The 23,793-nt window shown below is 61.0% G+C and carries 25 protein-coding genes and 2 pseudogenes; 5 read left to right on the forward strand and 22 right to left on the reverse strand.

Annotated features, from left to right (window positions below; all coding sequences use genetic code 11):
- Positions 1-214: 214 nt before the first annotated feature.
- From gcvT to H0V78_06505, 9 genes are all read right to left on the reverse strand, one after another.
- Positions 215-1,288: a glycine cleavage system aminomethyltransferase GcvT gene (gene gcvT, locus H0V78_06465; GenBank protein ID MBA2351424.1), complete on the reverse strand. Its 1,074-nt coding sequence runs from the start codon at positions 1,286-1,288 to the stop codon at positions 215-217.
- Positions 1,289-1,390: 102 nt separating this feature from the next.
- A complete protein-coding gene (locus H0V78_06470; GenBank protein MBA2351425.1) occupies positions 1,391-2,419 on the reverse strand; it encodes a DUF3426 domain-containing protein in 1,029 nt (342 codons plus the stop codon).
- Positions 2,420-2,459: 40 nt separating this feature from the next.
- A complete protein-coding gene (gene prmA / locus H0V78_06475; protein ID MBA2351426.1) occupies positions 2,460-3,485 on the reverse strand; it encodes a 50S ribosomal protein L11 methyltransferase in 1,026 nt (341 codons plus the stop codon).
- Positions 3,412-4,764 (reverse strand): acetyl-CoA carboxylase biotin carboxylase subunit, encoded by a 1,353-nt coding sequence (gene accC / locus H0V78_06480; protein ID MBA2351427.1) that lies wholly within the window; start codon positions 4,762-4,764, stop codon positions 3,412-3,414. The genes prmA and accC overlap by 74 nt, the downstream gene beginning before the upstream one ends.
- 69 nt (positions 4,765-4,833) lie before the next feature.
- Complete coding sequence (locus tag H0V78_06485; GenBank protein MBA2351428.1) at positions 4,834-5,316, reverse strand: acetyl-CoA carboxylase biotin carboxyl carrier protein; 483 nt, start codon at positions 5,314-5,316, stop codon at positions 4,834-4,836.
- Between the two features lies 1 nt (position 5,317).
- Positions 5,318-5,797: a type II 3-dehydroquinate dehydratase gene (gene aroQ, locus H0V78_06490; GenBank protein ID MBA2351429.1), complete on the reverse strand. Its 480-nt coding sequence runs from the start codon at positions 5,795-5,797 to the stop codon at positions 5,318-5,320.
- 80 nt (positions 5,798-5,877) lie between these two features.
- Positions 5,878-6,423, reverse strand: coding sequence for a TlpA family protein disulfide reductase (locus H0V78_06495; protein ID MBA2351430.1), 546 nt, complete (start codon positions 6,421-6,423; stop codon positions 5,878-5,880).
- Entirely contained in the window at positions 6,420-8,726 is a 2,307-nt protein-coding gene (locus tag H0V78_06500) for a protein-disulfide reductase DsbD (protein MBA2351431.1), read from the reverse strand. Before H0V78_06500 ends, H0V78_06495 begins: the two co-directional genes overlap by 4 nt.
- A 94-nt stretch (positions 8,727-8,820) precedes the next feature.
- Positions 8,821-9,150, reverse strand: coding sequence for a divalent-cation tolerance protein CutA (locus H0V78_06505; protein ID MBA2351432.1), 330 nt, complete (start codon positions 9,148-9,150; stop codon positions 8,821-8,823).
- 13 nt (positions 9,151-9,163) lie between these two features.
- Between H0V78_06505 and H0V78_06510 the strand changes: the two genes are divergently transcribed.
- The gene (locus tag H0V78_06510) at positions 9,164-9,622 is read left to right on the forward strand and encodes an FxsA family protein (GenBank protein ID MBA2351433.1); all 459 of its coding nucleotides are present in this window, start codon (positions 9,164-9,166) and stop codon (positions 9,620-9,622) included.
- 26 nt (positions 9,623-9,648) lie between these two features.
- Here H0V78_06510 and H0V78_06515 read toward each other — a convergent pair whose 3' ends face one another.
- Positions 9,649-10,563: an NAD-dependent epimerase/dehydratase family protein gene (locus tag H0V78_06515; protein MBA2351434.1), complete on the reverse strand. Its 915-nt coding sequence runs from the start codon at positions 10,561-10,563 to the stop codon at positions 9,649-9,651.
- A gap of 49 nt (positions 10,564-10,612) precedes the next feature.
- Here H0V78_06515 and H0V78_06520 point away from each other — a divergent pair, with 49 nt between their 5' ends.
- Entirely contained in the window at positions 10,613-11,647 is a 1,035-nt protein-coding gene (locus H0V78_06520) for a CDP-6-deoxy-delta-3,4-glucoseen reductase (protein MBA2351435.1), read from the forward strand.
- Positions 11,648-11,756: 109 nt separating this feature from the next.
- Here the strand turns inward: H0V78_06520 and H0V78_06525 are convergent, their stop codons facing one another.
- The 4 genes from H0V78_06525 to hemC form a co-directional block, all read right to left on the reverse strand.
- Entirely contained in the window at positions 11,757-12,965 is a 1,209-nt protein-coding gene (locus H0V78_06525; protein MBA2351436.1) for a heme biosynthesis protein HemY, read from the reverse strand.
- The gene (locus H0V78_06530) at positions 12,962-14,095 is read right to left on the reverse strand and encodes a uroporphyrinogen-III C-methyltransferase (protein MBA2351437.1); all 1,134 of its coding nucleotides are present in this window, start codon (positions 14,093-14,095) and stop codon (positions 12,962-12,964) included. The genes H0V78_06525 and H0V78_06530 overlap by 4 nt, the downstream gene beginning before the upstream one ends.
- A gap of 78 nt (positions 14,096-14,173) precedes the next feature.
- Positions 14,174-14,962, reverse strand: coding sequence for a uroporphyrinogen-III synthase (locus H0V78_06535; protein MBA2351438.1), 789 nt, complete (start codon positions 14,960-14,962; stop codon positions 14,174-14,176).
- Positions 14,959-16,017 (reverse strand): hydroxymethylbilane synthase, encoded by a 1,059-nt coding sequence (hemC, locus tag H0V78_06540; GenBank protein ID MBA2351439.1) that lies wholly within the window; start codon positions 16,015-16,017, stop codon positions 14,959-14,961. Before hemC ends, H0V78_06535 begins: the two co-directional genes overlap by 4 nt.
- Before the next feature lie 167 nt (positions 16,018-16,184).
- On the opposite strand from hemC, the gene H0V78_06545 reads away from it, so the two are divergent.
- On the forward strand, positions 16,185-16,463 hold the full coding sequence (locus H0V78_06545; protein MBA2351440.1) for a hypothetical protein: 279 nt from the start codon (positions 16,185-16,187) through the stop codon (positions 16,461-16,463).
- Between the two features lie 107 nt (positions 16,464-16,570).
- Here H0V78_06545 and H0V78_06550 read toward each other — a convergent pair whose 3' ends face one another.
- A complete protein-coding gene (locus H0V78_06550; protein ID MBA2351441.1) occupies positions 16,571-17,305 on the reverse strand; it encodes a response regulator transcription factor in 735 nt (244 codons plus the stop codon).
- Positions 17,306-17,340: 35 nt separating this feature from the next.
- The gene (locus H0V78_06555; GenBank protein ID MBA2351442.1) at positions 17,341-18,348 is read right to left on the reverse strand and encodes a histidine kinase; all 1,008 of its coding nucleotides are present in this window, start codon (positions 18,346-18,348) and stop codon (positions 17,341-17,343) included.
- A gap of 31 nt (positions 18,349-18,379) precedes the next feature.
- Here H0V78_06555 and argH point away from each other — a divergent pair, with 31 nt between their 5' ends.
- Together argH and H0V78_06565 are read left to right on the forward strand one after the other, a co-directional pair.
- On the forward strand, positions 18,380-19,786 hold the full coding sequence (argH, locus tag H0V78_06560; protein MBA2351443.1) for an argininosuccinate lyase: 1,407 nt from the start codon (positions 18,380-18,382) through the stop codon (positions 19,784-19,786).
- 52 nt (positions 19,787-19,838) lie between these two features.
- On the forward strand, positions 19,839-20,738 hold the full coding sequence (locus tag H0V78_06565; protein MBA2351444.1) for a fructosamine kinase family protein: 900 nt from the start codon (positions 19,839-19,841) through the stop codon (positions 20,736-20,738).
- Positions 20,739-20,796: 58 nt separating this feature from the next.
- Here H0V78_06565 and H0V78_06570 read toward each other — a convergent pair whose 3' ends face one another.
- The 6 genes and pseudogenes from H0V78_06570 to H0V78_06595 all read right to left on the reverse strand — a co-directional run.
- On the reverse strand, positions 20,797-21,438 hold the full coding sequence (locus tag H0V78_06570; protein ID MBA2351445.1) for an SWF/SNF helicase family protein: 642 nt from the start codon (positions 21,436-21,438) through the stop codon (positions 20,797-20,799).
- Entirely contained in the window at positions 21,369-22,085 is a 717-nt protein-coding gene (locus H0V78_06575) for a hypothetical protein (GenBank protein MBA2351446.1), read from the reverse strand. Before H0V78_06575 ends, H0V78_06570 begins: the two co-directional genes overlap by 70 nt.
- 172 nt (positions 22,086-22,257) lie before the next feature.
- A pseudogene (locus H0V78_06580) lies at positions 22,258-22,440 on the reverse strand (DUF1156 domain-containing protein).
- Positions 22,355-23,100: pseudogene (locus tag H0V78_06585) on the reverse strand (DUF3780 domain-containing protein). The pseudogenes H0V78_06580 and H0V78_06585 overlap by 86 nt, the downstream one beginning before the upstream one ends.
- Entirely contained in the window at positions 23,097-23,525 is a 429-nt protein-coding gene (locus H0V78_06590; protein MBA2351447.1) for a type II toxin-antitoxin system VapC family toxin, read from the reverse strand. Before H0V78_06590 ends, H0V78_06585 begins: the two are co-directional and overlap by 4 nt.
- A gap of 40 nt (positions 23,526-23,565) precedes the next feature.
- The coding region (locus tag H0V78_06595; protein MBA2351448.1) for a type II toxin-antitoxin system prevent-host-death family antitoxin at positions 23,566-23,793 on the reverse strand (228 nt) is incomplete at its 5' end.

Consider the following 23,793-nt stretch of genomic DNA (forward strand, 5'->3'; position numbering starts at 1 on the left):
CAACCATGCGCCCTGCGATGCGCTCCTGGCCGCCGCTACTGCTTTGAGCCGTTCTGAAAGCGATCGCCCTGTTTGCCAAGGATCATACAGCGAGTTGACGTTCACCCTCTCCGGCGCCTCGCCCGCCGGCCAGAGTGCGCTGCCCGCCCTTGCAACGATGATCCTGCTGCCGCCGCGTGCCACCCGCTGCGCCTCGTTCCCTGAGCACGACCTGTTACGTGATTCGGCTTTTTCCGTTTCGCGCGAACGGCGGCTTAACGACTTCCGCGCGCAGCAGTTTGCCGCGCACATCGACATCGACGATATCGCCGGGCTTGGCCGTTAGCGGCAGACGCGCGAGTGCGATCGAGCGATTCAAAGTTGGCGCGAAACCGCCGCTTACGACCTCACCCTCGCCGCTGGCAGCATTGACTTTTTGATGGCTGCGCAGCACGCCTTTGTCGAGCAATACGAGGCCCAGCGTCTGAAACACCGGCGCCCTCGATCGCAGTGCGTCCCGCCCGATGAAATCGCGTTCACCATCGAGATGTACGCAACAACCGCAGCCAGCCTCGAATGGCGTAACGGTTTCGTCCATGTCCTGCCCGTACAGCAGCATGCCGGCTTCAAGCCTCAGGGTATCACGTGCGCCAAGGCCGATCGGGGCAGCGCCGGCTGCCACCAGCACTTGCCAGTATGGGCCAGCCTCGCTGGCGGGCGGCATGATTTCGAAGCCATCCTCGCCAGTATAGCCGGTGCGCGCGATCGTCGTGTTTGCGAACCAGGCGACAGTGAACGGTTTGAGCGCGCTGGCGGTACTCGCGAGTCCGGGCAGAGCAGCGCCAAGCCGGGTAGACGCGTTTGGGCCTTGCAGCGCGAGGATGGCAAGATCGCGGCGCGCTTCGATCTGTAGTCGCGGCGTGCGGTGCTGCTCGAGCCAGGCCAGATCCTTGTCGGCGCAGCCGGCATTCACGACCAGCCGAAAGCGATCGGCGAGCGCATAAACGATCAAATCATCGATGATGCCGCCATCCGCATTGAGCAGGCAGGTGTAGAACGCCTTCCCGGGCGTCAGACGATCGATGTCGCTCGCGAGCATGCGGCGCAGAAAGCTGCTCGCAACGCCATCGCGCCGATCCGGCACGTCGATTGCCAGCATATGCGATACGTCGAACACGCCGGCATCGTCGCGCACACGGCGATGCTCGTCGAGTTGCGAGCCGTAGTGCAGCGGCATTTCCCAGCCGCCGAAATCGACCATTTTGGCGCCAGCGGCGCGGTGCAGCGCGGTCAACGGGGTTTGTTTCATAACAAGAGTGGGAGCAGGATCAGCAAACGGGATGGGCAAGGGTCGACTAGCAAACGCGGGAAGTCGCGACCCTTTCACTACTTGCGGTTGCCGTTCGCGCTGTCACGGATAAAGCATGAACAGGCGATATCCGGACGGGTTCAGTTCACCGGTGTCGAGCGTGAGCTTGACGTCGAGATCGCCATTTGGCGGCAGACCCGCGGCGAGGCCGGTGCGCACCGGAAGATATTCGCGCGGCTCGAAAATACGCCGTGCGATCGCCTCGTCGCGGGAATTGGTCAGGGTCAAATCGAGTGCTGGATAGGCGACGGCATAGCGCGCACGGTTGCGCAAGCTCGCCGAGAGTTCGATGCGACCCGGGCGCGCGCTGTCCAGCGACTTCATATCGGACGATTCGATCGTCAGCGTTTCCCAATCGTGCGGCAGCGGCACCGAACAACCGAGCACTTTGCAGAATTGCTGCAGCGGCGGTTTCAGCCCGGGAAACCGCGCGGCGAGATCGGAGCGAAAAACAAAAGCGATCTGACCGAGCAGCATGACCAGCAGGAATAGCGAGCCGCCGAGCCACAACCAGATCGCGCGCGGATCGGTTGCGGCTTCGCTGTGATCGGCGCTGAACGACGGCTCGAAATCGGATCGCAGTGATGGCCGCGTTGCCGCCGCGTAGCCGGCTAGATGCGGGAAGTCGTCCTCGCGGCTGGACGCGTAGGACGGGACAGATGCAGGCCCCTGCCTCTTGCGGGAATCGGCTGCGTCGAGATCCGGCAGTTGATCGAGTTCAGAAAACTCGTCGAGGCCGAATTCGTCGGATGCGGCGGGGGTTTCAGCCTCGCTGGCGGAATTGGTTTCGCGCAGTGCTTCACCGGGACCGCGGGTTTCGTTTTCGGCTGCTGCGGCCATCCTGCCAGTTAGCGCATCCTCCGCCCACGGCTCGTTGGCGCCGCCGGGAATGCTATCCGGGCCGTCGGCGGCTGGCGCTTCATCGTTGTCCTGCACGGTTGAGAGATCGGCGAAGGCATCGAAAACCTCGGCGCAACGACCGCAGCGCACGTCGCCCCGGTGTGCTTGCAATTGCGGCAGCGTGACCTTGAATGTGGTGTCGCAGTTGGGGCAGCGCGTGACAAGGCTCATGCTGCTATTCCGCTTCGTGCGTTGACATGTATCAGGAGCATCACAACTTTTGACCGCTCAAGCAAACCCAGCCTTCCTCCTGCCCTGCCGCGTGCAGCTCGAACCAGGGTTGATAAGCCGCCGCAACCGCGCCGGCTTGATTCGACAGGATGCCCGACAAAACAATTTTTCCGCTTGCGGCAGTTACCTGAGCCAGTAAGGGGGCGAGGGCAATCAAGGGATTGGCCAGAATGTTTGCGACCACCACATCCATCGGCGCCGGAGCTTCGGCTTCCAGGGTCGGCAGGGAAAACCTCGCATCGACCCGATTCTGCACGGCATTATATCGGCTCGCAACCAACGCATTGGGATCGATGTCAATGCCGATCGCGCTTCTCGCGCCGAGCTTCATCGCGGCAATGGCGAGGATGCCTGAACCGCAACCGTAATCGAGCACGGATTCGCCACCGCGCAGATTCTCGTCGAGCCAACGCAGGCAAAGCTGCGTCGTCGGATGTTCGCCGCTGCCGAACGCAAGACCCGGGTCCAGAACCAATGCGACAGGCAGCGAATACCGGGTTTTGTCGAACCCATCGAGGGATGGGGCTTGCCAGTCAGCCTCCAGCCAGCTCGGCACGATCCACAAGCGCTCGGATATCTTTATAGGCTGGAACTGCTCGCGCGAACTCTGCAGCCAATCTCGATCTTCGACTGTATCGGTTTCAATTGAGGTTTTTTCAACGCCAGCCTCGGCGCACGCCCGCGCGACACAGGCAGCAACATCGGCGTCGTCATGGAACAGCGCGTTGACCCTGTTTCGCGGCCAGAAAGTGTCGGGTGCGTCGAACGGCTCGGCATAGAGCAACCGCTCGTCCGCGGTCGCGAAGTCCTGGTCGGCGATATCGACCGACAGCGCACCGTATAGCAGCAAGGCATCCGACAACGTTTCGGCTTGTTCCGCGGAAACGATCAGGGTCACACCGCGCAAAGCCGGCTCCGGACCAGGGCCTGGGTCATTGCGTCTTGTTGTTGGCGAGTTTTTGCTCGAGGTAGTGGATGCTGGTGCCGCCGCGCAGGAATGCCGCATCGAGCATCATTTCCTGATGCAAGGGGATATTGGTGCGTATGCCTTCAATGATGGTTTCGGACAATGCTATGCGCATGCGCGCAATCGCTTGCTCGCGCGTGTCGCCATAGGCAATCAGCTTGCCGATCATCGAATCGTAGTGCGACGGCACCAGATAATTGTTGTAGGCGTGCGAATCGATGCGTATGCCGGGCCCGCCAGGCATGTGATACGACGTGATGCGGCCAGGCGATGGCGTGAATTTGTAAGGATCCTCGGCGTTGATCCGGCACTCGACGGCGTGGCCCTTGAGCACGATATCGCGCTGTTTGAAGGCGAGGCGCTCGCCGGCGGCGATGCGTATCTGGGCTTGCACGATGTCGATGCCGGTGATCATTTCGGTAACCGGGTGTTCGACCTGCAGCCGCGTATTCATCTCGATGAAATAAAACTCGGCTCTCTCGAACAGAAATTCGAAGGTGCCGGCGCCACGGTAATTGATCTTGCGGCAGGCTTCGATGCAGCGTTCCGACATCTTCACGCGCTGGCGTTCGGTCAAAAGCGGCGCCGGAGCTTCCTCAATCAGCTTTTGATGGCGGCGCTGCGTCGAACAATCGCGATCCCCCAGCGAAACGGCATTGCGATGCTCGTCGGCCAGCACCTGGATTTCGATGTGGCGCGGATTTTCGAGAAACTTTTCGATGTAGACGTTGGCATTGCCGAACTCGTTTTGCGCCTCGTTGCGCGTCATGCTGATCGCATTCAGCAGCGCGGCTTCGGTATGCACGACGCGCATGCCGCGCCCGCCGCCGCCCCCGGCGGCCTTGATGATGACCGGATAGCCGATGGTTCGAACCAGCCTGACAATTTCCTCCGGCCCCTCGGGCAGAGCGCCTTCCGTCCCCGGCACGCACGGCACCCCGGCTCGTTTCATCGCCGCTTTGGCGCTGATCTTGTCGCCCATCAGCCGGATCGTTTCCGGTCTTGGTCCGATGAACACGAAGCCGCTTTCTTCGACGCGCTCGGCGAAATCGGCATTCTCGGACAGAAAGCCGTAACCGGGATGAATTGCCTCCGCGTCGGTGACCTCGGCCGCGCTGATGATCGCCGGGACGTGCAGGTAGCTGAGACTGGGTGCGGCCGGGCCGATACAGACAGATTCATCGGCCAGCCTGACGTACTTGGCTTCGGCATCGGCTTCGGAATGAACGACGACAGTCTTGATGCCGAGTTCGCGGCAGGCGCGCTGGATGCGCAGCGCAATTTCGCCGCGATTCGCGATCAGGATTTTTTCGAACACGTCAGGAAAAGTAGAATAAGCGCAACGAACGGCAGCCGACGACCGGCGCGGGCATCCTGCGCCGACCGGCTACTCACCGATCAGAAAAAGCGGCTCGCCATATTCGACCGGTTGCCCGCTTTCGACGAAGATGGCTTTGATGACGCCGCTTTGGTCGGCTTCGATTTCGTTCAGAAGCTTCATTGCTTCGATGATGCAGAGGGTATCGCCGGCGGCAACGGTCTGGCCGACCTCGACAAATGGTTTTGCGCCCGGCGCCGACGCCAGGTAGAAGGTGCCGACCATCGGCGATTTCAACAGATGCCCTTCCGGTGCGGTCGCCGCCGCCTCGCCCGGCGGAGCCGAGGCGCCTAAGCTCGCCGCCGTGGCGGCGTGCGGCGCCGAAACTATGGGGGCTTGCAAAGGCAGCGATTGCTGGATCGGCACGTGCCCCTGCGTCGTCGCGCCGACGCGGCTGATGCGGACTTTCTCTTCGCCCTCGGTAATTTCAAGTTCGGCGATTCCCGATTCTTCCACCAGATCGATCAGCTTTTTCAGCTTGCGCAAGTCCATGTCAGCTTTTCAATCGTTCTATCGCGAAAGTCAGCGCCAGCTCATAGCCGCTCGCGCCCAAGCCGCTGATCACGCCGACGGCAAGGTCGGAAAAAAAGGATTTACGGCGGAAGGGTTCGCGCGCAAATACGTTTGACAGGTGCACTTCGATAAAAGGGATGCGCACGGCCGCCAGCGCATCGCGCAAAGCAATGCTCGTGTGCGAAAGGGCAGCCGGATTGATCAGGATAAAGCCGATCTGTTCCGAACGGGCCTGCTGCACGCGATCGATCAGTGCGGATTCTGAATTGCTCTGAAAAGTGGCGAGTTCTGCGCCGCCCGCCGCAGCCAGATTGACAAGGCGCTGATCGATCGCGGCCAGTGTGAGTTGCCCATAGAGTTCAGGCTCGCGGCTTCCCAGCAGATTGAGGTTGGGGCCATGTAAGACCAGGATTGCCGGCTTGGCAGAAGCCGGCGGGGCAGATGGCGGCTCGGGAGGCATCCTGCCAGTTTGCCGGAATTGGCTGCTAGTTGTCTAGTTTTAGCAGCTTTTGCCAGAATTTAGCCATTAATCAGAGCGCTTCAAAAAAGCGCTTTGATGATCCTCTCCAGCTTGGCTTCGGTGAGGCCGCCGAGCTCGGTCGCAACGACTTGGCCGGCGCGGTTCATGATCAGGGTATAGGGCAAGGCGCCCAACCTGTTGCCGGCTTTCCGCGACAAGTCGATGGCGTCGGCTTCGCCGATCAAGACCGGATAATTGACGCCGTTCTGATCGGCGAAAGTCTCGACCTTGTCTTTCTGGTCGATTGCGATGCCGACGAACTGCAAGCCCTGCTTGCCATATTTGTTTTGCAGTTTGACGAACTCGGGAATCTCTTCCAGGCAAGGCGGGCACCATGTCGCCCAGAAATTGATGACGAGCACCTTGCCCCGCCATTGCTCGATTTTTTGCTGGTTGCCGTTCAGATCGGGAAGCGTCGCCGCGAATATCGGCGCTGACGACGGTTGCCCCGATCCGGATGTGGACGAAGACGGCTGACTGCCGCGCCACGTCGCCGCGAAATAGCCCGCGGCCGCGGCGACAATCGCCACAAGCAAGATCAGCCATGCTGCCCGCGTTCTGGTCATTGCCGCGTCGAAACGCTCTGAGCCTGCAAAGCCGTGTTGACGGACGCGAGGAATTTATCCGCGGGCTGGTAGCCGATCACGCGGCCGTGCCCGACCTCCGCCCCCTGCGTGTCGAAGAAAATAATACCGGGCGGTCCGAACAGACCGAAACGCTTCAGGAGCGCCTTGTCATCGGCGTTGTTGGCCGTGACATCGGCCTGCAGCAGAATGACGTCCTTGAGCCGTGCCTGAACGCGTTCGTTACTGAACGTGAAGCGTTCCATTTCCTTGCACGACACGCACCAATCGGCATAGAAATCGAGCATCACGGGCTTGCCGCCGGCGGCGACTATACGCTGGTCCAGTTCGGCTACGGTTTTAATTCTGTCGAAAGCCAAATGCGACGCCGGCGTCGCATTTGCACCACCCCCAGCGCGCAGCCCCGCGAGCGGTTGCAGCACGTCGCGCCCGCCGCTCATGGCCCCGACCAGAATCGCCACGCCGACCAGAAGCGCAATCACGCCGACGCCTTTCCACAACTTCCTGAAATCGGAAACGCCGGGCGGCAAGGGATCGATTGCGTGCAGATAAATCGCCGAAATGATCAACAGCGCGGCCCACAGCAGCATGTGGACCAGCGGTGAAATGACCGGTGAAATCAGCCAGATCGCGACGCCCAGCAGCAGCACGCCGAAAAATCGCTTGACCGCTTCCATCCAGGCCCCGGCTTTTGGCAGCAAGGCGCCGGCCGACGTGCCGATCACGAGCAGCGGCAAACCCATGCCGAGCGCCATCGCGAACAATGCCGTGCCGCCGAATACGACATCGCGCGTTTGACTGATATAGAGCAAAGCCCCGGCCAGCGGCGCGGCAACGCACGGGCCGACGATAATCGCCGACAACACACCCATTGCGAAAACGCCGGCGAGATGACCACCCTGCATGCGGTTTGCCCGCTCGGATAACCTGCTCTGCAGCGAGGCTGGCAGTTGCAACTCGTAGAAACCGAACATCGAAAACGCCAGCAGCACAAAAACCGCGGCAAACGTTCCGAGCACCCACGGATTCTGCAACGCGGCCGATAGCAGCGCGCCCGACAAACCGGCCGCGACCCCGGCCAGCGCATAGGTGATGGCCATACCGAGGACGTAGGCGAGCGAGAGGCCGAACGCGCGCGTCCTGGTCAAGGTTTGCCCCTGGCCTACGATGATGCCGGACAGGATCGGGATCATCGGGAACACACACGGCGTCAGAGCGAGCAACAGGCCGAAACCGAAAAAGCTGGCGAGGATCACCCACAAGCTGCCGCCTTCCAGCAGCGCCGCGATACGTGCATCCTCGGATTCCGGCGCTGTCACGGGAGAGGTTTGCGGCGAACTCGGTCCCGATACAGCGCCGGCATCTCCACCAACCCCAGCCCCAGCCGCCACCGCCATGGCCAAGGTGAAATTCTTGATTTCCGGCGGGTAGCACAGCCCCTTGTCGCTGCATCCCTGATAGGTCGCTTCGAGTTGCAACGGGCCGCTCGCTGTCGCGCCTCGCTGCAGCGAGATTACGGCTTGAAACGGACGGTGATAAACCTCGGTGTCGCCGAAATTCGGATCGGCTTTCATTTCCCCGGCCGGCAGCGCGATCTTGGCGATTTGCACGCCGGCCGATTCGGGCAAACTGAAGCCGATTTTGTCGCGGTACAAATAATAGGTGTCGGCCGGCTTGAAATTCGCGATCAGTGTATTCGCGTCCCTGACCTCGATGTCCAGCCTGAAAGCCTGGTCTGGGGGCAGAAATTCATCTTCGCCGACGTTGCTCGTGCTGGCAGGCGGACTGGCATTTCGCAATGCCGCGACGATGTTGCCGGCGCCGATACCGCTGTTCCGGGCATCGGATGCGCTGGTCGAAGCTGCTGCAAGCTTCAGCTCGGCTTTCTGTTCGTGCGGGATATAACAGACGCCGACATCGGCGCAACCTTGTGAAAAGGATTTCAGCGTAAATTGCGGGGGCGCCGACGCTGCGTCGAATGGCAGCCTTATCTTCAGTTCATCCCGAAAAGTTTCGACGCGGCCGAAGAACTCGTCATCCTTGATCTCGCCCGCCGGAAATTGAGCCTTGCCCAGAGCCACGGCCGGTTCCGCACTGAAGCGGAATTTGTCGCGATACAGGTAATAGCCGGGGGCGATGCGGTAATTCAGCTCGATCGCGCCGGGATCGACGATGCGCGCCGAAAACCGGAAAGCCCGGTCTGGTTCCAGTAAATCGGGCTCGGCTGCGTGTGGGAACAGCGGAAACAGGCACAGCAGAACAAGGACCAATCGTTGCGACAGCATGCTTATCCTTTGACCGCGCCTTTGACCACGAAACCCGGCATTCATGATATCGGACGCGAGAATTTGAAACTCCGGGGCTGACCCGCATCTAACGTTAGTCAGGCGCAAGCCGTGCGGTTTGGGCGGCAATCCAGGCCAGGTAGGGCTGCGACCCGGCGCTGATACGGACAGCGACAATTTCCGGGAGTTCGTAGGGGTGATTCGCCCGCACCGCGGCCTCCACCTCCGGATAGCGCGCCGAAGTCGTCTTGATCAGAACCGGAGTTTCGTGCGCCGTTTCGATTTGCGCCTGCCAGCGGTAAACCGATGAACACTCGCCCAGCACATTGACACACGCCGCGAGTTGTTCCCCGATCAGGTGCTGCGCGAGCTTCAATGCGCTGTCGCGATCGGGGAAGGTCGTCATCACCAGAATTGCATCCATTGGAGAGTGAATAATGCCGGGTTATCTGATCGCAGCTATTTTACTGGGTTTCCCGCTGCTCGAATTGCTCTTGCTGATACTCGTCAGCGGCGCTATCGGCGGCTGGGTATTTGCGCTGCTGATCGCAAGTGCTGCGATCGGCTGGCTGCTGATCAAGGAAGAGCGCAGCGTTTTCATGGCGCGCATGGAAGCGGCCCGGAACTCAAGCACCTCTGTGGTTACCGCGATCAAAGCCAGCGGCCGCAAGGTCATCGCCGGCATTTTGCTGATCATCCCGGGGCTCATTACCGACGTTGCGGCTCTGGCGTTGCTGTTATGGCCGGCCAGAAAGACGACCTCGCCAGGTGGCGGCTTTGAATTCAGCATGTCCAGCAAGCCAGAAAGCGGGCGCCCCGCACCGGCCAAGGTGGAGGTTTTTATCGAGCCCGCGGACGGCAAGACGCTGGAGGGAGATTTCAAGCGGGTCGACTGAAATCGGGCTGAAGCTCGGTGTGACGGTCATGACGAATCGATGGCATTTGCTGGAATCGCCGCGAGACCCTCGGCAACCGCCGGATACAGAAGCCTGGCGCGCAGTTCGCGTTTCATGCGCGCGTTGCACAAGCGGCGGGATTCGCTCATGAAGGAGAGCAGGCCTGGCGGCAGCGCAAGAGCCGCCGCTGCGCGCGGAATCCTGCAAGGTCGCGCCAACCCGAAGCGGTCGGCGACGAGATCGAAGTAATCCCCCGTTTTCAGTTCGCTGTCGTCGCTGGCGTTATAGATGCGGCCGGGTTTGCCATATTGGATCGCCGCGACGACGATGCGGGCCAGGTCGTCGGCATGGATATGGTTGCTGTAAACATCGTCTGCGCCGATCAGCGACGGCGTTCGCGCTTGCAAACGCGCAATCGGCAGACGTCCGGCAGCGTAAATGCCGGGCACCCGCAGTATGCTGACGGCAACCCCTGATTCCCGTCCCCACTTGCGCAGCCTGCGCTCGCCATCTGCGCGGCGGTGCGCGCGCGCGGTTTTGGGCGCGATCGCTCGTGTTTCAGCTACATACGCGCCACCGCAATCCCCATACACGCCGCTGGTGCTGATGTAGACAAGGCAGCGTGGTAGACTTTTGCCTTTCGCCAGGTTGGCAAGCAGGCCTGCCGTGCGAACGTCGCACAGTTCGGGGCCGACGCAGTCCGCAGCAATAGGATCGGCGCGCGGCGGAGCGAAGTGCAGGACGACATCGGCAACCCCGGCAAGCCGCCGCAGCGTCGCAGGGCGATCGAGATCCCCGGGAATCGGGATGATTCCGCGAGCGCGCAGTAAAGCAGCCCGCGCCGCGTCATGCAGCAGCCCGAATAAACGATAGCGGCCGTGCAACAGTGCCGCAGCGCGCAGTCCGATATCGCCGCAGCCTACAATCAGCAGCCGTTGCATTCCTGATTCACAGCAGGTAATCGGCCCTACGCGTAGCGGCCATTTCGACATGTCATTTCAAATCACCATTCAGCCCAGCGGGCATGTTTTCAGGGCCGAGCCCGACGAAACCATTCTCGACGCCGCACTGCGCGAAGGCGTCGTGCTACCTTACGGCTGCCGCAACGGCGCGTGCGGCAGTTGCAAAGGTAAGCTCCTCGAAGGCGCTGTGAGCTACATCCGGAATTACCAGCAGTCGGCGTTGAGCGAAGCCGAGAAACAGATCGGCATGGCGCTATTCTGCTCGGCGCGGCCGCAATCGGATCTCGTCCTCGAATCGCGCGAGATCAACGCGGTGCGCGATATCCCGATCAAGATGCTGCCGTGCCGCGTGCAGAAGCTCGATTTGCTCGCGCACGACGTCATGGCGATTTACCTGAAGCTGCCGGCCGCCGAGCGCCTGCAATTTCTCGCCGGCCAATATATCGACATTCTGAAGGACGGCAAGCGCCGCAGCTTCTCGATGGCCAACGCGCCGCACGACGACGAATTCTTGCAACTGCACGTGCGCAACATCATCGGCGGCGCGTTTACCGAATACGTGTTCAACAAAATGAAAGTGCGCGACATTCTGCGCTTAGAAGGGCCGTTCGGGACTTTTTTCCTGCGCGAGGACAGCGACAAGCCTATCGTCCTGGTCGGCAGCGGCACCGGGTTTGCCCCGATCAAGGCGATCATCGAGCACGCGTTCCATGTCGGCACCACCCGCCCCATGGTCATGTATTGGGGAGCGCGCACGCGCGCGGATTTGTACTCCCCCGAACTGCCTGAGCAGTGGCGGGCGCAGCATGCGAATTTTCGTTATGTGCCGGTGCTGTCGGAAGCGCTGCCCGCCGACAATTGGCGCGGCCGCACCGGATTGGTGCACCAAGCCGTGCTCGACGATTTCAGCGATCTCTCGGCGTACCAGGTCTACGCCTGCGGCGCGCCGGTCATGGTCGAAGCCGCGCATCGCGATTTCACGGCATCGCGCGGCTTGGCGGATGACGAATTCTTTTCCGACGCATTTACCTTTGCAGCGCCGGCGCCGGCAATCCTTCCTTAAGAAAGAGCCTGCAATTCTTGGCGCATCCGCTTGCTCTGCCCGGCAATGCTATGGCTCTACCCCGATTATTACGAGCGGAACGCCCGGCACGCCTCGCCCTTGCCGAACGTTACAGCGCGCTTTTTCTCCGTCCACCCGTCACATTGCGCAACTGATTCAGCACCATATCGACACTCTTCTGGTAGTGCTTGCGCGACTCTTCGGATTGCCCGAGCCGTTCCTGCAATTGCGCCAGCGCAAGGTGCGCGGAATGGCTAGGCGCGAGGGCAAGGCTCGCTTCCAGATAGCTCTGCGCTTTGCCCCATAGTTCCTGATGCGCGCACAGCTTGCCGAGCGTGAGCAGCAGCGCTGCGTCGGATTCGTGCGATTTCAGCCATTTTTCGGCGCGATCGATCTGGCGGACGACATCGTTGCCGAGGCACGACGCATACAGCGCGACAAGCTCCGAATCCCACTGGCTTTCCAGACTCTGCTCGATGATCTGATGCGCCGTGGTGTTGTCGCCGAGCAGCATGAAGCATTGCGCGGCGGCGGCGGCTGTCTTGTTGTCCTTGCGATCGCGCGTCGGGATTTTTTGCCAGCACAGGTCGAGCGTCGCCGGATCGACGGCCTTCTGCTTCAGATTTTCCGAATAGGCCTGGCGCTTCAACTGTTCGAGCTGGCTCGCGTCGAACACCTTGCGCTTGTCGAGCTGCGCGATCAACGCGATGACTTCGTCCCAGTTTTTCGCCTGCTGCTGCGCTTTGAGTTCGAGGCGCAGCGCCGCGGTGTGCTTGTTCCGCAACTGCGCGAGCACGCGCAAAGCGTCCTCGGCGCGGCGGTCTTCGAGCAGCAATTCGGCCTGCGCCATCAGGCGGATATCGCTGTCGTCGGGGGCGCGGGTTTCGGCTTCGGCAATGTAGCCGTCGCGCTTGCTGTAGCCGCCCATTTCGTGCGCCGAGCGCGCCGCGACGATGGCATTCAGGCCTGGCGATTCGCCGAGCTTCATCGCGTTCGACGCGGCTTTTTCAGCTTTTGCGTAGCGTCCCTCGAAGAACGCGCGGATGCCGGCGAGCGTCGCGCCGCGCGCTTTTTCGCGCCGCCGTTGACGCCGAAAATCGCGCACGCGCGATGGCAGATTGATCGTACCCGAGACGATGCTGAGAATGGCGTAGACGACAAAAAAACCGGCCAGCGCGAGTACGATCGCAAGATTCAGCGAAAGCTCGATGCGGTACGGCGGAAATGCGATCAGCATGTAGCCGGTGTTGTAGCGCGTCAGCAAGGTCAAGCCAACCGCAAGCGCGAACAGGCCGACTATCCAGAACAACGCCTTCATTGCGCCGGATCGCGCGCCAGCGTGTAATTGCGCACGGCTTCCAGGCTTTCGGAAATCGCGGGCAGTTCGATCGCGATGTCGGCTTCCAATAACTGAGCGATGCCGGCAAGCGCATTGCTGACAGCTTTATCACCGGGATCGAAATAACGCGTCAGCCAGCCGCTTGCGGCCTTGAGATCGGCTTCGAAGCTGACTTCATCGCGAGCAAGCAGTGCAAGCCGCGCGCTTAGCAGCCGCAGCCGCAGGTTTTCACGCAGAAAAAAGGCTTCGTTCGGCGACAGCAGCGGCGGCAGCGGCTGGTCGACGCGCTCGATGCGGACGAGCTGTTTGAATTCGTTCCAGGCGCCGCGCAATACCTGCATCACGCGGTTCTGCACGTTTTCGATGCCCCTTGTGGGAGCGTCATTGCCGCCGGCCTGGCTCGATTCCGGCAGCCGCGCTTCCTGCGCCAGCGGCAAGCCATCGACTGCCGCGGCCAGATTATCGAGCCGCACGCTGATGCCAACGACGTCGGGATAGGGCGCCGCTTTCAGATTCTCGATGTCGCGATCGATGACTTTGCGCAGCGGCGCAAGGTGCGGCTGATCCATGCGCTGCAAACGGCTGTCGGCGGCCTGCAGCGCCAGCAACGCCGCTTTCACGTTGCCGGCGAGCTGCAATTGCTGGCTTGCAATCAGCAATATCTGCTCGACTTCGGCGAGCGTCCAGTCGTCGCGATTGCGCGACAACTCCTGGTACAGGGCTTCCAGCGCAACCTGCTGATTCTGCGATTCCGCGAGTTTGCTTTCGATGAGGCCGAGCTTGGTTTCGGCCGAGCGCGCCGATTCGCGCGATTGATCGGCAATCAACCGCGCCTCGGTGCTCGCGCTGTCGGACTGCGCTAATCGCCTGCTCAGTTCCTGGGTCAGCACGTTGGCTTGATTGCGGCCGTCGAACCACAGCCAGACTGCCAGCGCCAGTGCGCCGAGCGAGACTAGCAATGCAAGCAGGCTAAGCGCCTTCGCTACGTGGTTCCCCGGCTTCGGGTCGGGCGGGGGCGAAACAGATGCGGCAATCGGCGGCGGTGTCGCCTCAGGCGCAGCGGTTTGCGACGCGTCAGGTGAAACGAGGGCAGGATCGGCTTGTTCCATGCGGATCGGCAATGAAGCGGGCGGGGAGGGCTTTAAGCGGGCATTATAAACGGCTATCCGCGCAATCTCGAAGCTCGCTCACGCAATAGCCCACTCGACCAGTCCGCGCAGCAATCCCTCGTCGCCCGGGCCGGTCAGCACGACTGACCGCAGCCCGCTTTCGAGCGCGGCCTCGGCGATGCGCGGATGCGGTACGAAAACACGCGTTGTCGCAAGCCGTGCTCGGCCCTCATCGCCGAGCATTTCGAGCAGATTGCGCAGCCCCTCGCTGCTGGTCACGGTGATCGCATGCAAACCATCGTTGCGCCAGGCATCGAACAAGAGCGCGGGGTCGGCTGCGGGTTTGGCGCGCCGGTAGCACTCGGCAAATTCGACCGCGGCGCCGCGCCGCGTCAGTGTTTGGCCGAGCACATCGCGCCCGCCCTCTCCGCGAAAAATGATGACGCGCAGACCGGCGACCTTCTGGAGTTCGGGCAACGCCAGCAGCGCTTCGCTATCCGCGGCCGTTTCCGGGGCGATCACATGGTCGATGCCCAGGCGCCGCAGCTCGCGCGCCGTCCCTGATCCGACCGCGGCAAATCGCAAACTGGCAGCCGGAGGCGTGATCATCGGCATCGCCTGGCTGACTGCGGTCGGGCTGATAAAGACAGCGACATCGAACGCGGAAAGTCGCGCCAGCAGCGCGGTCAGCCGCTTTTGCTGCGCCGGTTCGGCGAGCGGCAGAATTTCGATGACGGGAAAAAGGATCGCGTGACCGCCGGCTTGCTCGATCAGCGCCGCGAGGCGTCCGGCTTGTGCGAGCGGGCGGGTAACGACCACGCGGATTCCGGCTAACGGGCCGGTCGGAGTCGGCGAGGATTGCGTCAATGGCTCAGTGCGTCGCAAAGGCTCAATATGGCGTCGGCGCCTTGCGCGCGCAGGCACCGCGCCAGATCAGCACCCACGGTTTCCGGATCGCTGGCGGCGCCCTCGGAATCGGCGCGCAGCAGTTTGCCGCCATCCGGGCTTGCCACGAAACCGGACATCGCGATGCGATCTTCGTGCAGCACGGCATAAGCGCCGAGCGGGACCTGGCAATTGCCGGCGAGCGCACGGCTCATTGCGCGCTCGGCGCGCACGCAAAGCGAGCTGGGCAGGTGATTCAGCGGCTGCACCAAGGTGACGAGATCGTTGCGTTCCGCCAGACATTCGATGCCGAGCGCGCCCTGCCCGACTGCGGGCAGACTTTCTTCTATCGACAGCAAGCTGCCAATGCGCGCACCGAGCCCGAGCCGCGCAAGGCCCGCGGCAGCCAGAATGATGGCTGCATACTGGCCATCATCGAGTTTGCGCAGACGCGTCAACACGTTGCCGCGCAGCGGCTCGACCATCAGCGATGGATGGCGCGCGCGCACCTGGCTTGCCCGGCGCAGACTCGACGTGCCGACACAGCCGCCCGCCGGCAGCTCGCCCAGATTCTGGTAACGATTCGAAATGAAAGCGTCGCGCGCATCCTCCCGCTGCATGATTGCCGCCATTGCGAATCCTGGCGGCAAATCCATCGGCACGTCTTTCATCGAATGCACGGCGATGTCGGCTGTGCCGGCCGTCATTGCTTCTTCCAGTTCCTTGACGAACAGCCCTTTTCCACCAATCGCCGACAACGGGGTCTGAAGCTGCCGATCGCCCTGAGTGGTCATCGGCATCAGCGAGACATTCAGCCGTGGATAGAGGTTTTTGATCTGATCCTGGACGAAACGCGCCTGCCAAAGCGCAAGTTCGCTGGCGCGTGTCGCAATGACGATGGAATCTGGATCGGACAAATCTGGCGGCAGATGATGATCGGGCTCGGCGATGAAGCGTTCGACATGACAGCGGGACTGACCGCGCGCCACCCGGACGAGACGAAAACGCGGTTGCGACGAAAAACGCGATTTTAACATGCGCACCATCCGCACCCCCCTGTAAGTTCGTATACTCTTTGGCGACCAAGAGCGTACTTGCGCCCGTCGCAGGCGGGGCGCGGGGAGATGTCGTTTTTATTCAAATGTGCTATATCTTGAGTACCGGCCGCAACCGTCCGGTACTCATATACCAATAGGAGATCTACATGAGCGCAGTCAGAAAGCTTTCGGGTGTCACCATGGCCATCGCGGCCGCCGCTGTTTTTGCTGCGACCGGATGTGCGCATACCCCGGCCTCCACCACCGCGTCCGCAAAAGGCGCTTGTATGGGTGTTAACGCGTGCAAAGGCACCGGCGCGTGCAAAACCGCTCACAACGCGTGCAAAGGCCAAAATGCGTGCAAAGGGCAGGGCTTTATGTCGATGTCGGAAGGTGATTGCAAGACGGCGGGCGGCAAGTTCATCCTCGACCCGACTAAAGGCTAAGCTGTTTGTTCAGACTTTTTTAGACTAGACATCAAACCCCATCTGCGGTCGCAGATGGGGTTTGTGTTGAGCGCTTTCTTACTTGGCGCTTTCTTGACGCTGCTTTTCTACCTGCCGAATTCCTTGACGACGTGCTGCTGGCGCCGGCTCATCGGCAATCTCTCCGGCAATTCTTTCAGCAGGACAGTCCAACGCGGCTCGCCGCCCTCGTCGGCGACTTTCTCAAAGCCGGCGATATGATTTTTCGCCACCAGACAACTGCGGTGGATGCGGACAAAGCGACCGCCGTACTCCTGCTCGAGACGGGTCAGCGATTCTTCCAGCAGGTATTCACGCGCAAGCGTACGTATGGTCACGTATTTCAGCTCGGCTTTCAGGTAGACGATATCGCTGATCGGGATCAGATGAATTTTGCCGCGCTCGTGCACGCTCAGATGCGAGCGCGGCTCAGGCGCCAGCTCACGCAAAACTTCGAGCGACACCGGCGCCATCGATCTGGCGCGCAGCAGCGCGTCGAGCAGACGTGATGCGCGTATCGGCTTCAGCAGATAATCGACCGCGTGCAACTCGAATGCCTGAACGGCGAAGTCGTCGTAAGCGGTGATGAAAATGACCGCCGGCGGCGCCGGCAGTTTTTGCAGGTGCTGGGCTACTTCGATGCCGTCGATCTCCGGCATGCGAATATCGAGCAGCACCAGATCGACCGCGGTGGTTCCCAGCAAATCCAGCGCAACGCGTCCGTTGGCTGCTTCGCCGACGATTTCGGTTGGCTGCTGCGACGCGCAGTCGAGGAGCAGATCGCGCAGGCGGTTGCGCGCCGGCGTCTCGTCATCGACCAGCATGATTTTCAGCGGTTCTGCAATCGTCGAAGTCGAACTCAAGCGGTTTCCCTCAGGTACGGAATCGTGATGTGAACCTGGAAGCTGTTGTCGCCGATCGCGGTCTTCAGGCTGCCTTCGGCATCGAAATGCAAGGCCAGCCGTTCGCGAACGTTCTCCAACGCCATCTTGTTGCCGGTATGGTGACCGCCCTGCTTGTCATAAGGATTGCGCAGCACCGCGTGCACCTGGTTGCGATTCATGTAGATGTCGATGCTGATCACGCCGGGCGCTATGGCCGGCTCGATGCCATGATAAACCGCATTTTCGATCAGCGGCTGCAGCACCAGCGGCGGGATCAGCGCGTCTTGCGGCATATTGTCGATGCGCCAATCGATTTGCAGGCGCTCGCCGAGGCGCAACTGCTCGAGATTCAGATACTGTCGACATAACGCGACCTCGCGCGCCAGGGTCGACAACTGCCGGTTATCAGCCATGATGACGCGGAACAGGTCGGCCATATCTTGCAGAGCAACCTCGGCGCGTTTCGGATCGGCGCGCACCAGACTCAGCACTGCATTGATGCTGTTGAACAGGAAATGCGGCCGGATGCGAGCGTGCAACGCCTGTAACCGCGCCTCCGACAATGCCGGCGACAGCGCGCGGCTGCGCAGATTGAAGTAGAACAGCAGCGCCGTCGATATCGTCAGCGCAAAAAACAGATTGCGGATCAGATTGCCGCCGCCATACAAATCCCGCCCCAGGCCATAAACCAGCGTCGTCAAGGCGAGCTCCAGGCCGAGCACCATGAGCGCGCCGGGCAAATACGGCAGACGCCGCAGCCAGGTATTGGCAAGGCCGAGCGCCACGAGACTCGCAATCAACACCGGCTGCACCAGTGCGGAGATGGCGATCAGTTCCTGCCAGGCGCTCCGCAAACCCGAGGTTCTGAGCACGGCGGCGATCACGCTGACGCCGATGACGATCAGCAAAATCCGCAGCAAAATCCCGAGGTTGCGGAAGTTCGGCAAGGCGTCCGGGTATGCGTTTTGATTTATACTGGCCATGCTGAATGATTCTGAACAGGCGCCTCCCGTTATGCAAGAGAAGCACGATCCCGCGCTGCCCGGCTTGTGGTCGGAACGTTTCGACGAGCCGGTAGCCGAGCGCGTCGCGCGCTTCACGGCTTCGGTCACGTTCGATAAAAGGCTCGCGCCGTTCGACATTCGCGCTTCGCTCGCCCACGCGCGCATGCTCAATGCCATCGGCATTGTAAGCGCATCAGAGCTTGCCGCGATCGAACACGGCATGCGGCAGATCGAAAGCGAGATCGAACGAGGCGAATTCGCGTGGTCGATCGCCGATGAAGACGTGCACCTGAATATCGAAAAACGCCTGACGGCGCTGATCGGCGACGCCGGGAAAAAACTGCATACCGCCCGTTCGCGCAACGACCAGGTTGCGACCGACATCCGGCTTTATCTGCGCGCCGCAACGGACGACATCCGTGCGCTGATCTCGGCCTTGCAATCAAGGTTGCTCGATCTCGCCGAGCGCCATGTCGATGTCATCATGCCCGGCTTCACTCATTTGCAAGTCGCGCAGCCAGTCAGCTTCGGGCACCATCTGCTTGCCTATTTCGAAATGTTGCAACGGGACAACGAGCGCCTGAGCGACTGCCGCAAGCGCGTCAATCAGTTGCCTCTAGGCGCTGCGGCGCTGGCCGGGACGAGCTATCCGATCGATCGCTCGCGCGTCGCCAAGGAACTCGGTTTCGACGGTGTTTGCGAGAATTCGCTGGACGCCGTTTCCGACCGCGACTTCGCAATCGAGTTTTGCGCGTGCGCGGCGCTGCTGATGACGCATCTGTCGCGATTCTCCGAGGAACTGATCCTGTGGATGAATCCGCGCTTCGGCTTCATCGATCTGGCCGACCGCTACTGCACCGGGTCGAGCATCATGCCGCAGAAAAAAAATCCCGACGTGCCGGAACTGGTGCGCGGCAAGACCGGCCGCGTCAACGGCCATCTGATTGCGCTGCTGACCTTGATGAAGGCGCAGCCGCTCGCCTACAACAAGGATAATCAGGAAGACAAGGAACCGTTGTTCGATACCGTCGATACGTTGACCGCGACGCTCTCCGTGTTTGCCGATATGTTGTCGGGTTTACGTGTGAACGCGGATGCGATGCGCTCAGCGGCGCGGGAAGGTTATGCCACCGCGACCGATCTCGCCGATTATCTGGTCAGGAAAGGTTTGCCGTTTCGCGATGCTCATGCCGCAGTGGCCAAGGCGGTCCGCGTCGCGGCCGCCGGCCGCCTCGATCTGAGCGAATTGCCGCTGAACCAGCTTCAGCAATTCTCGCCGTTGATCGAAGACGACGTCTACGCCGTGCTGACCCTGGAAGGCTCGGTGACGAGCCGCGACCATATCGGCGGCACCGCGCCGAACCGGGTCCGCGCCGCGATCGTCAAGGCTCGCGCCACGCTCATCGCGAAGGCCTGACGCTTCTCCGTTTGTAATGAGCCCTTCGGCTTTGCTCAGGACAGGCTCCTCCATGCCGGTTTGGGATGACATCTCTTCGGCCATCAGCGCGGCGACGGGCGCCTCTTTCGCGATTCAATCCAGAGCCGGCATTGCCGGCGGCTGCATCAACGCCGCTTACCGCATCGATGGCTGCGGGCAGAGTTACTTCGTCAAGCTGAACGATGCGGCGAAAGCCGCGATGTTCGAAGCCGAGGCCGCCGGCCTGTCCGAAATCGCGCGAACCCGGACACTGCGCGTGCCGCATCCCATATGCCAGGGCGTGAACGCCGGGCAGGCATGGCTGGTCCTGGAATATATCGAGCTCAACAGAAATAATGCCAGCAAAGGCAATGCCGCAAGCATGCGCGAGCTCGGCGCCGGCCTCGCCCGCATGCACGAATCCGCTGCGCCACGCTTCGGCTGGCATCGCGATAATACGATAGGCGCGACGCCGCAAATCAACACGCAAAACGCCGACTGGATGACATTCTGGCGCGATCACCGGCTCGGCTATCAATTGCGCTTGGCGGCCGCCAATGGGCACGGCGGACGCCTGCAGAAAAGCGGCGAACGTTTGCTGGCCGGCATGAACGCGTTATTGGCAAGCCATCAGCCGCGGCCAAGCTTGCTGCACGGCGATCTGTGGGGTGGCAACATCGGCTTCGCCAGCGATGGACAACCGCTGGTATTCGACCCGGCCGTATACTACGGCGATCGCGAGGCCGACCTCGCGATGACCGAATTATTCGGCGGCTTCAGCACAGATTTCCATGCCGCCTACCGCGACCGCGCGTCGGTCGACGCCGGCTACGCGGTTCGCAAAACCTTGTACAACCTGTACCACGTACTCAATCACCTGAATCTGTTCGGCGGCAGCTATCTCGCGCAGGCGCAAAACATGATCGCCCAATTGTTGGCTGAAAAGGGGTAAAAATAGGCTGCTGTTCGACAATTTCCATGCGCCGCTCGATGCGCTTCGAGCGAAAACTTCACCAGCCTTGCGAAAGGCACGCTTTTGCTTCCATGCCATTGAGCACTCTACTGCACGATTCCCAATCAATCTTGCTCACCTTGTGATATCGCAGCTGGAAAGGATGCCGGCGCGGGACGGCGTCGATAGTTTTGAGCGCCCGCTCAATGTTACCCAGCGCCACGTGTACCCAGATATCCTCCAAAATATCCGGCAGCTGGCCAAATAGCGTCGATATGTCTTCCAGACGTTCTGAAAGAAGCGCATGCACGCGATCTTCCACGGAGCCGGCGTAGCGCATGTTGTAAATGTCGACGCTGTCTCGAACTTGGCCGATCCGCTGGATGCGGCCCTTGCGTTGTTCAAGCCGCGATGGATTCCACGGCAGATCGAAATTGATCAGCGTCCCCAGGCGCTGCAGATTTAGCCCCTCCGACGCTGCATCGGTGCCAAGCAGCAGTCGTATTCGCCCCTTTGTCACTTCATTCTTTAGCGCCTCACGCGATTCACGTCCGAATGCGCCATTCGTCATTACGCCCGACTTCGCGGCACCGGCGTAAATGGCGATGCGTTCATTCGGCAGCTCGCGGCTCAGTTGATTCGCAAGCCACCAGACCGAATCGAAGTATTGGCTGAAGATGATGCAGCCAAGGTTAGCCATTCCCGATTCAAAAGCACGTCCCTGACAATCGCAAATTTGGGATCGCGTTCCCGATTTGCTTCAAGCGCCTTCATGAAGCGCTGTAAAACTGCGCGCTCTTCGCTTGTCAGGGTACGAAGCTGGCCGAACAAATCGCTATCTTCCTCTTCTTCCTCTTCTTCCAAGCTGGTCCAGTTCAGAAGAATCTTTTCAGCGGTGATCCGACCAGCCTCCATGCTGCTGCCGACCCGGCGCAAGAGGAGCGTACGAAAGAAGCCGGTCTGCGTGCGCAATGCGAGCAAGCGGCAAAATTCGTTCGCGTGCCCATAAGCTTCAGCTAAAAATGGCGGTAGGCCGATCGCCTGATCGTCGCCTTCGCCATGGAGGTTTACCCGTACCGGCTTCAAGTAGGGCTCCCCGGTTTCCGGATCCAACGTCGTTTCCAGATATTGGCGAGTACGCATGACAATATGCCGAATGATTGGATTCGCGTTCTGAAGGAATCGCGGAAATAGATCGGCGAGACGTGATCGATCAGGCGCCGAAAGCGACTCCAGCGCTGCACCAGGGGCAAACGCGTCGTCCTCCCGCAACCGTAATGCCTGACGCGATATCCGATAGTCGATCCCTTCAGACGCTGGCGGAAACGGATACGCAACAACTCCCATCGTGCAACCTCGTCGGTTGGCCGCGGCGCTTCATTCATTATGAGCGCGAGCGATTGCCACGGCTTTCTCCATGCGGATCCCGCTGATCCAAGCACTTCATCGGATCCGCACGCGAGGGCATCGAGCAAATCCCAGGCTTCGATCGGATGAAGTTGCACAGGCGTCGCTGTCGCAGCCCAAGGATGGTGGCGCGCACCAATACGAGCGGCTTTCGTCCCCACCATTTGCCGAGGCCGGTCAAGGTCTGGCTGTAGTTGGCTTTGCGTTCTTTATAGCTTTCCTTGGAAAGCTTGGAGACGGGAAACTGGGTTTCGATGAAGCACGGCGCGTGCGCGAGATCGTGCGGCGCGCTCATGCGGAGTGGGTTTTGCGCGGCCTGGATTTCTCGGCTTGACGGTTTCGAGAGGCGTTTCTTCTATCGTCGGCGCGACCAGCCGGAACATTTCGGGCATCGGTTCCGCGCGCGAATGCGCGACCGGGTTTTCAGTCAGCGCGAAACGCACTGCTTTACGCCAGCCTTTGCCGCGCCCGTGCAGTGCATGACCGGTAGCCGCGTTGGTCATGGTGAACAGCCGCCAGCGCTCTTCGGGCGCCAGCCCCCGCCAGTTCTTGAGCGCGGTCGGAATCAGCATCGGGTCGGCGTCTTCGATTGCCCACGCGAGCAGGTTCAGCTCCTTGCCGAGCAGCCGCGAGAGCGGATTGCCGCGGTACTCCAGACGCCGGCGGGCAGGCCCTGCTTTTTCATGCGCCGGTTGAATTCGATGCGGACTTCGTCCGCAATTTCATTCCATTTGTGGCGCTCGAGCGCAACGCGCAACTTGCCATCGTCGATGCCTTCGGCAAATGTGATCGCTTCGGATTCTTCCGCTGGACGTCACGTGTAATGCTCGGAAACGAGCACTTCCTGCCGGTTGCCGGCAGGAATGGTTACGAGGAAGTGATGCGTCGATTCCTCGGGATTGAAAGCGAAGCCGAAATGCGCGGCCTCGCCTTTGGATTTGCGCGCAGCGGTCAAGGGCGGATTTCCCAGGGATCGAAACAGCGCGCGCCGCAGCGCTCAAAATCCTCGGTGTTGCGAGTGACGACGGTCAGATCGTGTACCAGGCATGTCGCGGCAATGAGGCTGTCGATCACCGGCAACGGCACACCGCGCGTTGCCGATTCGCCCGCGAGCGCGCCCCAGCGCGCGGCGACCACGGCGTCTATGGACAAAACGCGGCCTTCAAAGCGGTTTGCAAGATCGCGTTCTACCCACGTGCGCAGCCTGGCGCGCCGTCTGATATCGGTGAGCTTTGCGATGCCTTTTTCAAGTTCGCCCAAAGTGATGACGCTCAAATAAAGGCTGGCTTCATCGCAATCCTCCAGCCACGCGACAACCGAGGGTTGCGGCTTGGCTTTGACCAGTTCCGAGACTACGCAGGTATCGAGCAGCCAGCTCATTCGCTGGCAATAGACTTCAACAACCCATTAATGAGAGATATCACAGATCGCTCGCCCTGCCGGTATCGCGGCTACGGGTCAGGTCCAACTTCGCGCCCGAAAGCGGTGAGCGCCGGAAAAATTCGCTGAGGCTGCCACGCAAACGCCGCGTCAGCTTTCGGTACTGTTCGGCGGCAACTATGACCACGGCATCGTTGCCGTGCAAGGTGATCATTTGCGGGCCTTCCTCATGCGCCAGGCGCACGACTTCCGACAACCGGTTTTTCGC

It is taken from the genome of Burkholderiales bacterium (genome assembly GCA_013695435.1).
GTDB lineage: Bacteria > Pseudomonadota > Gammaproteobacteria > Burkholderiales > JACMKV01 > JACMKV01.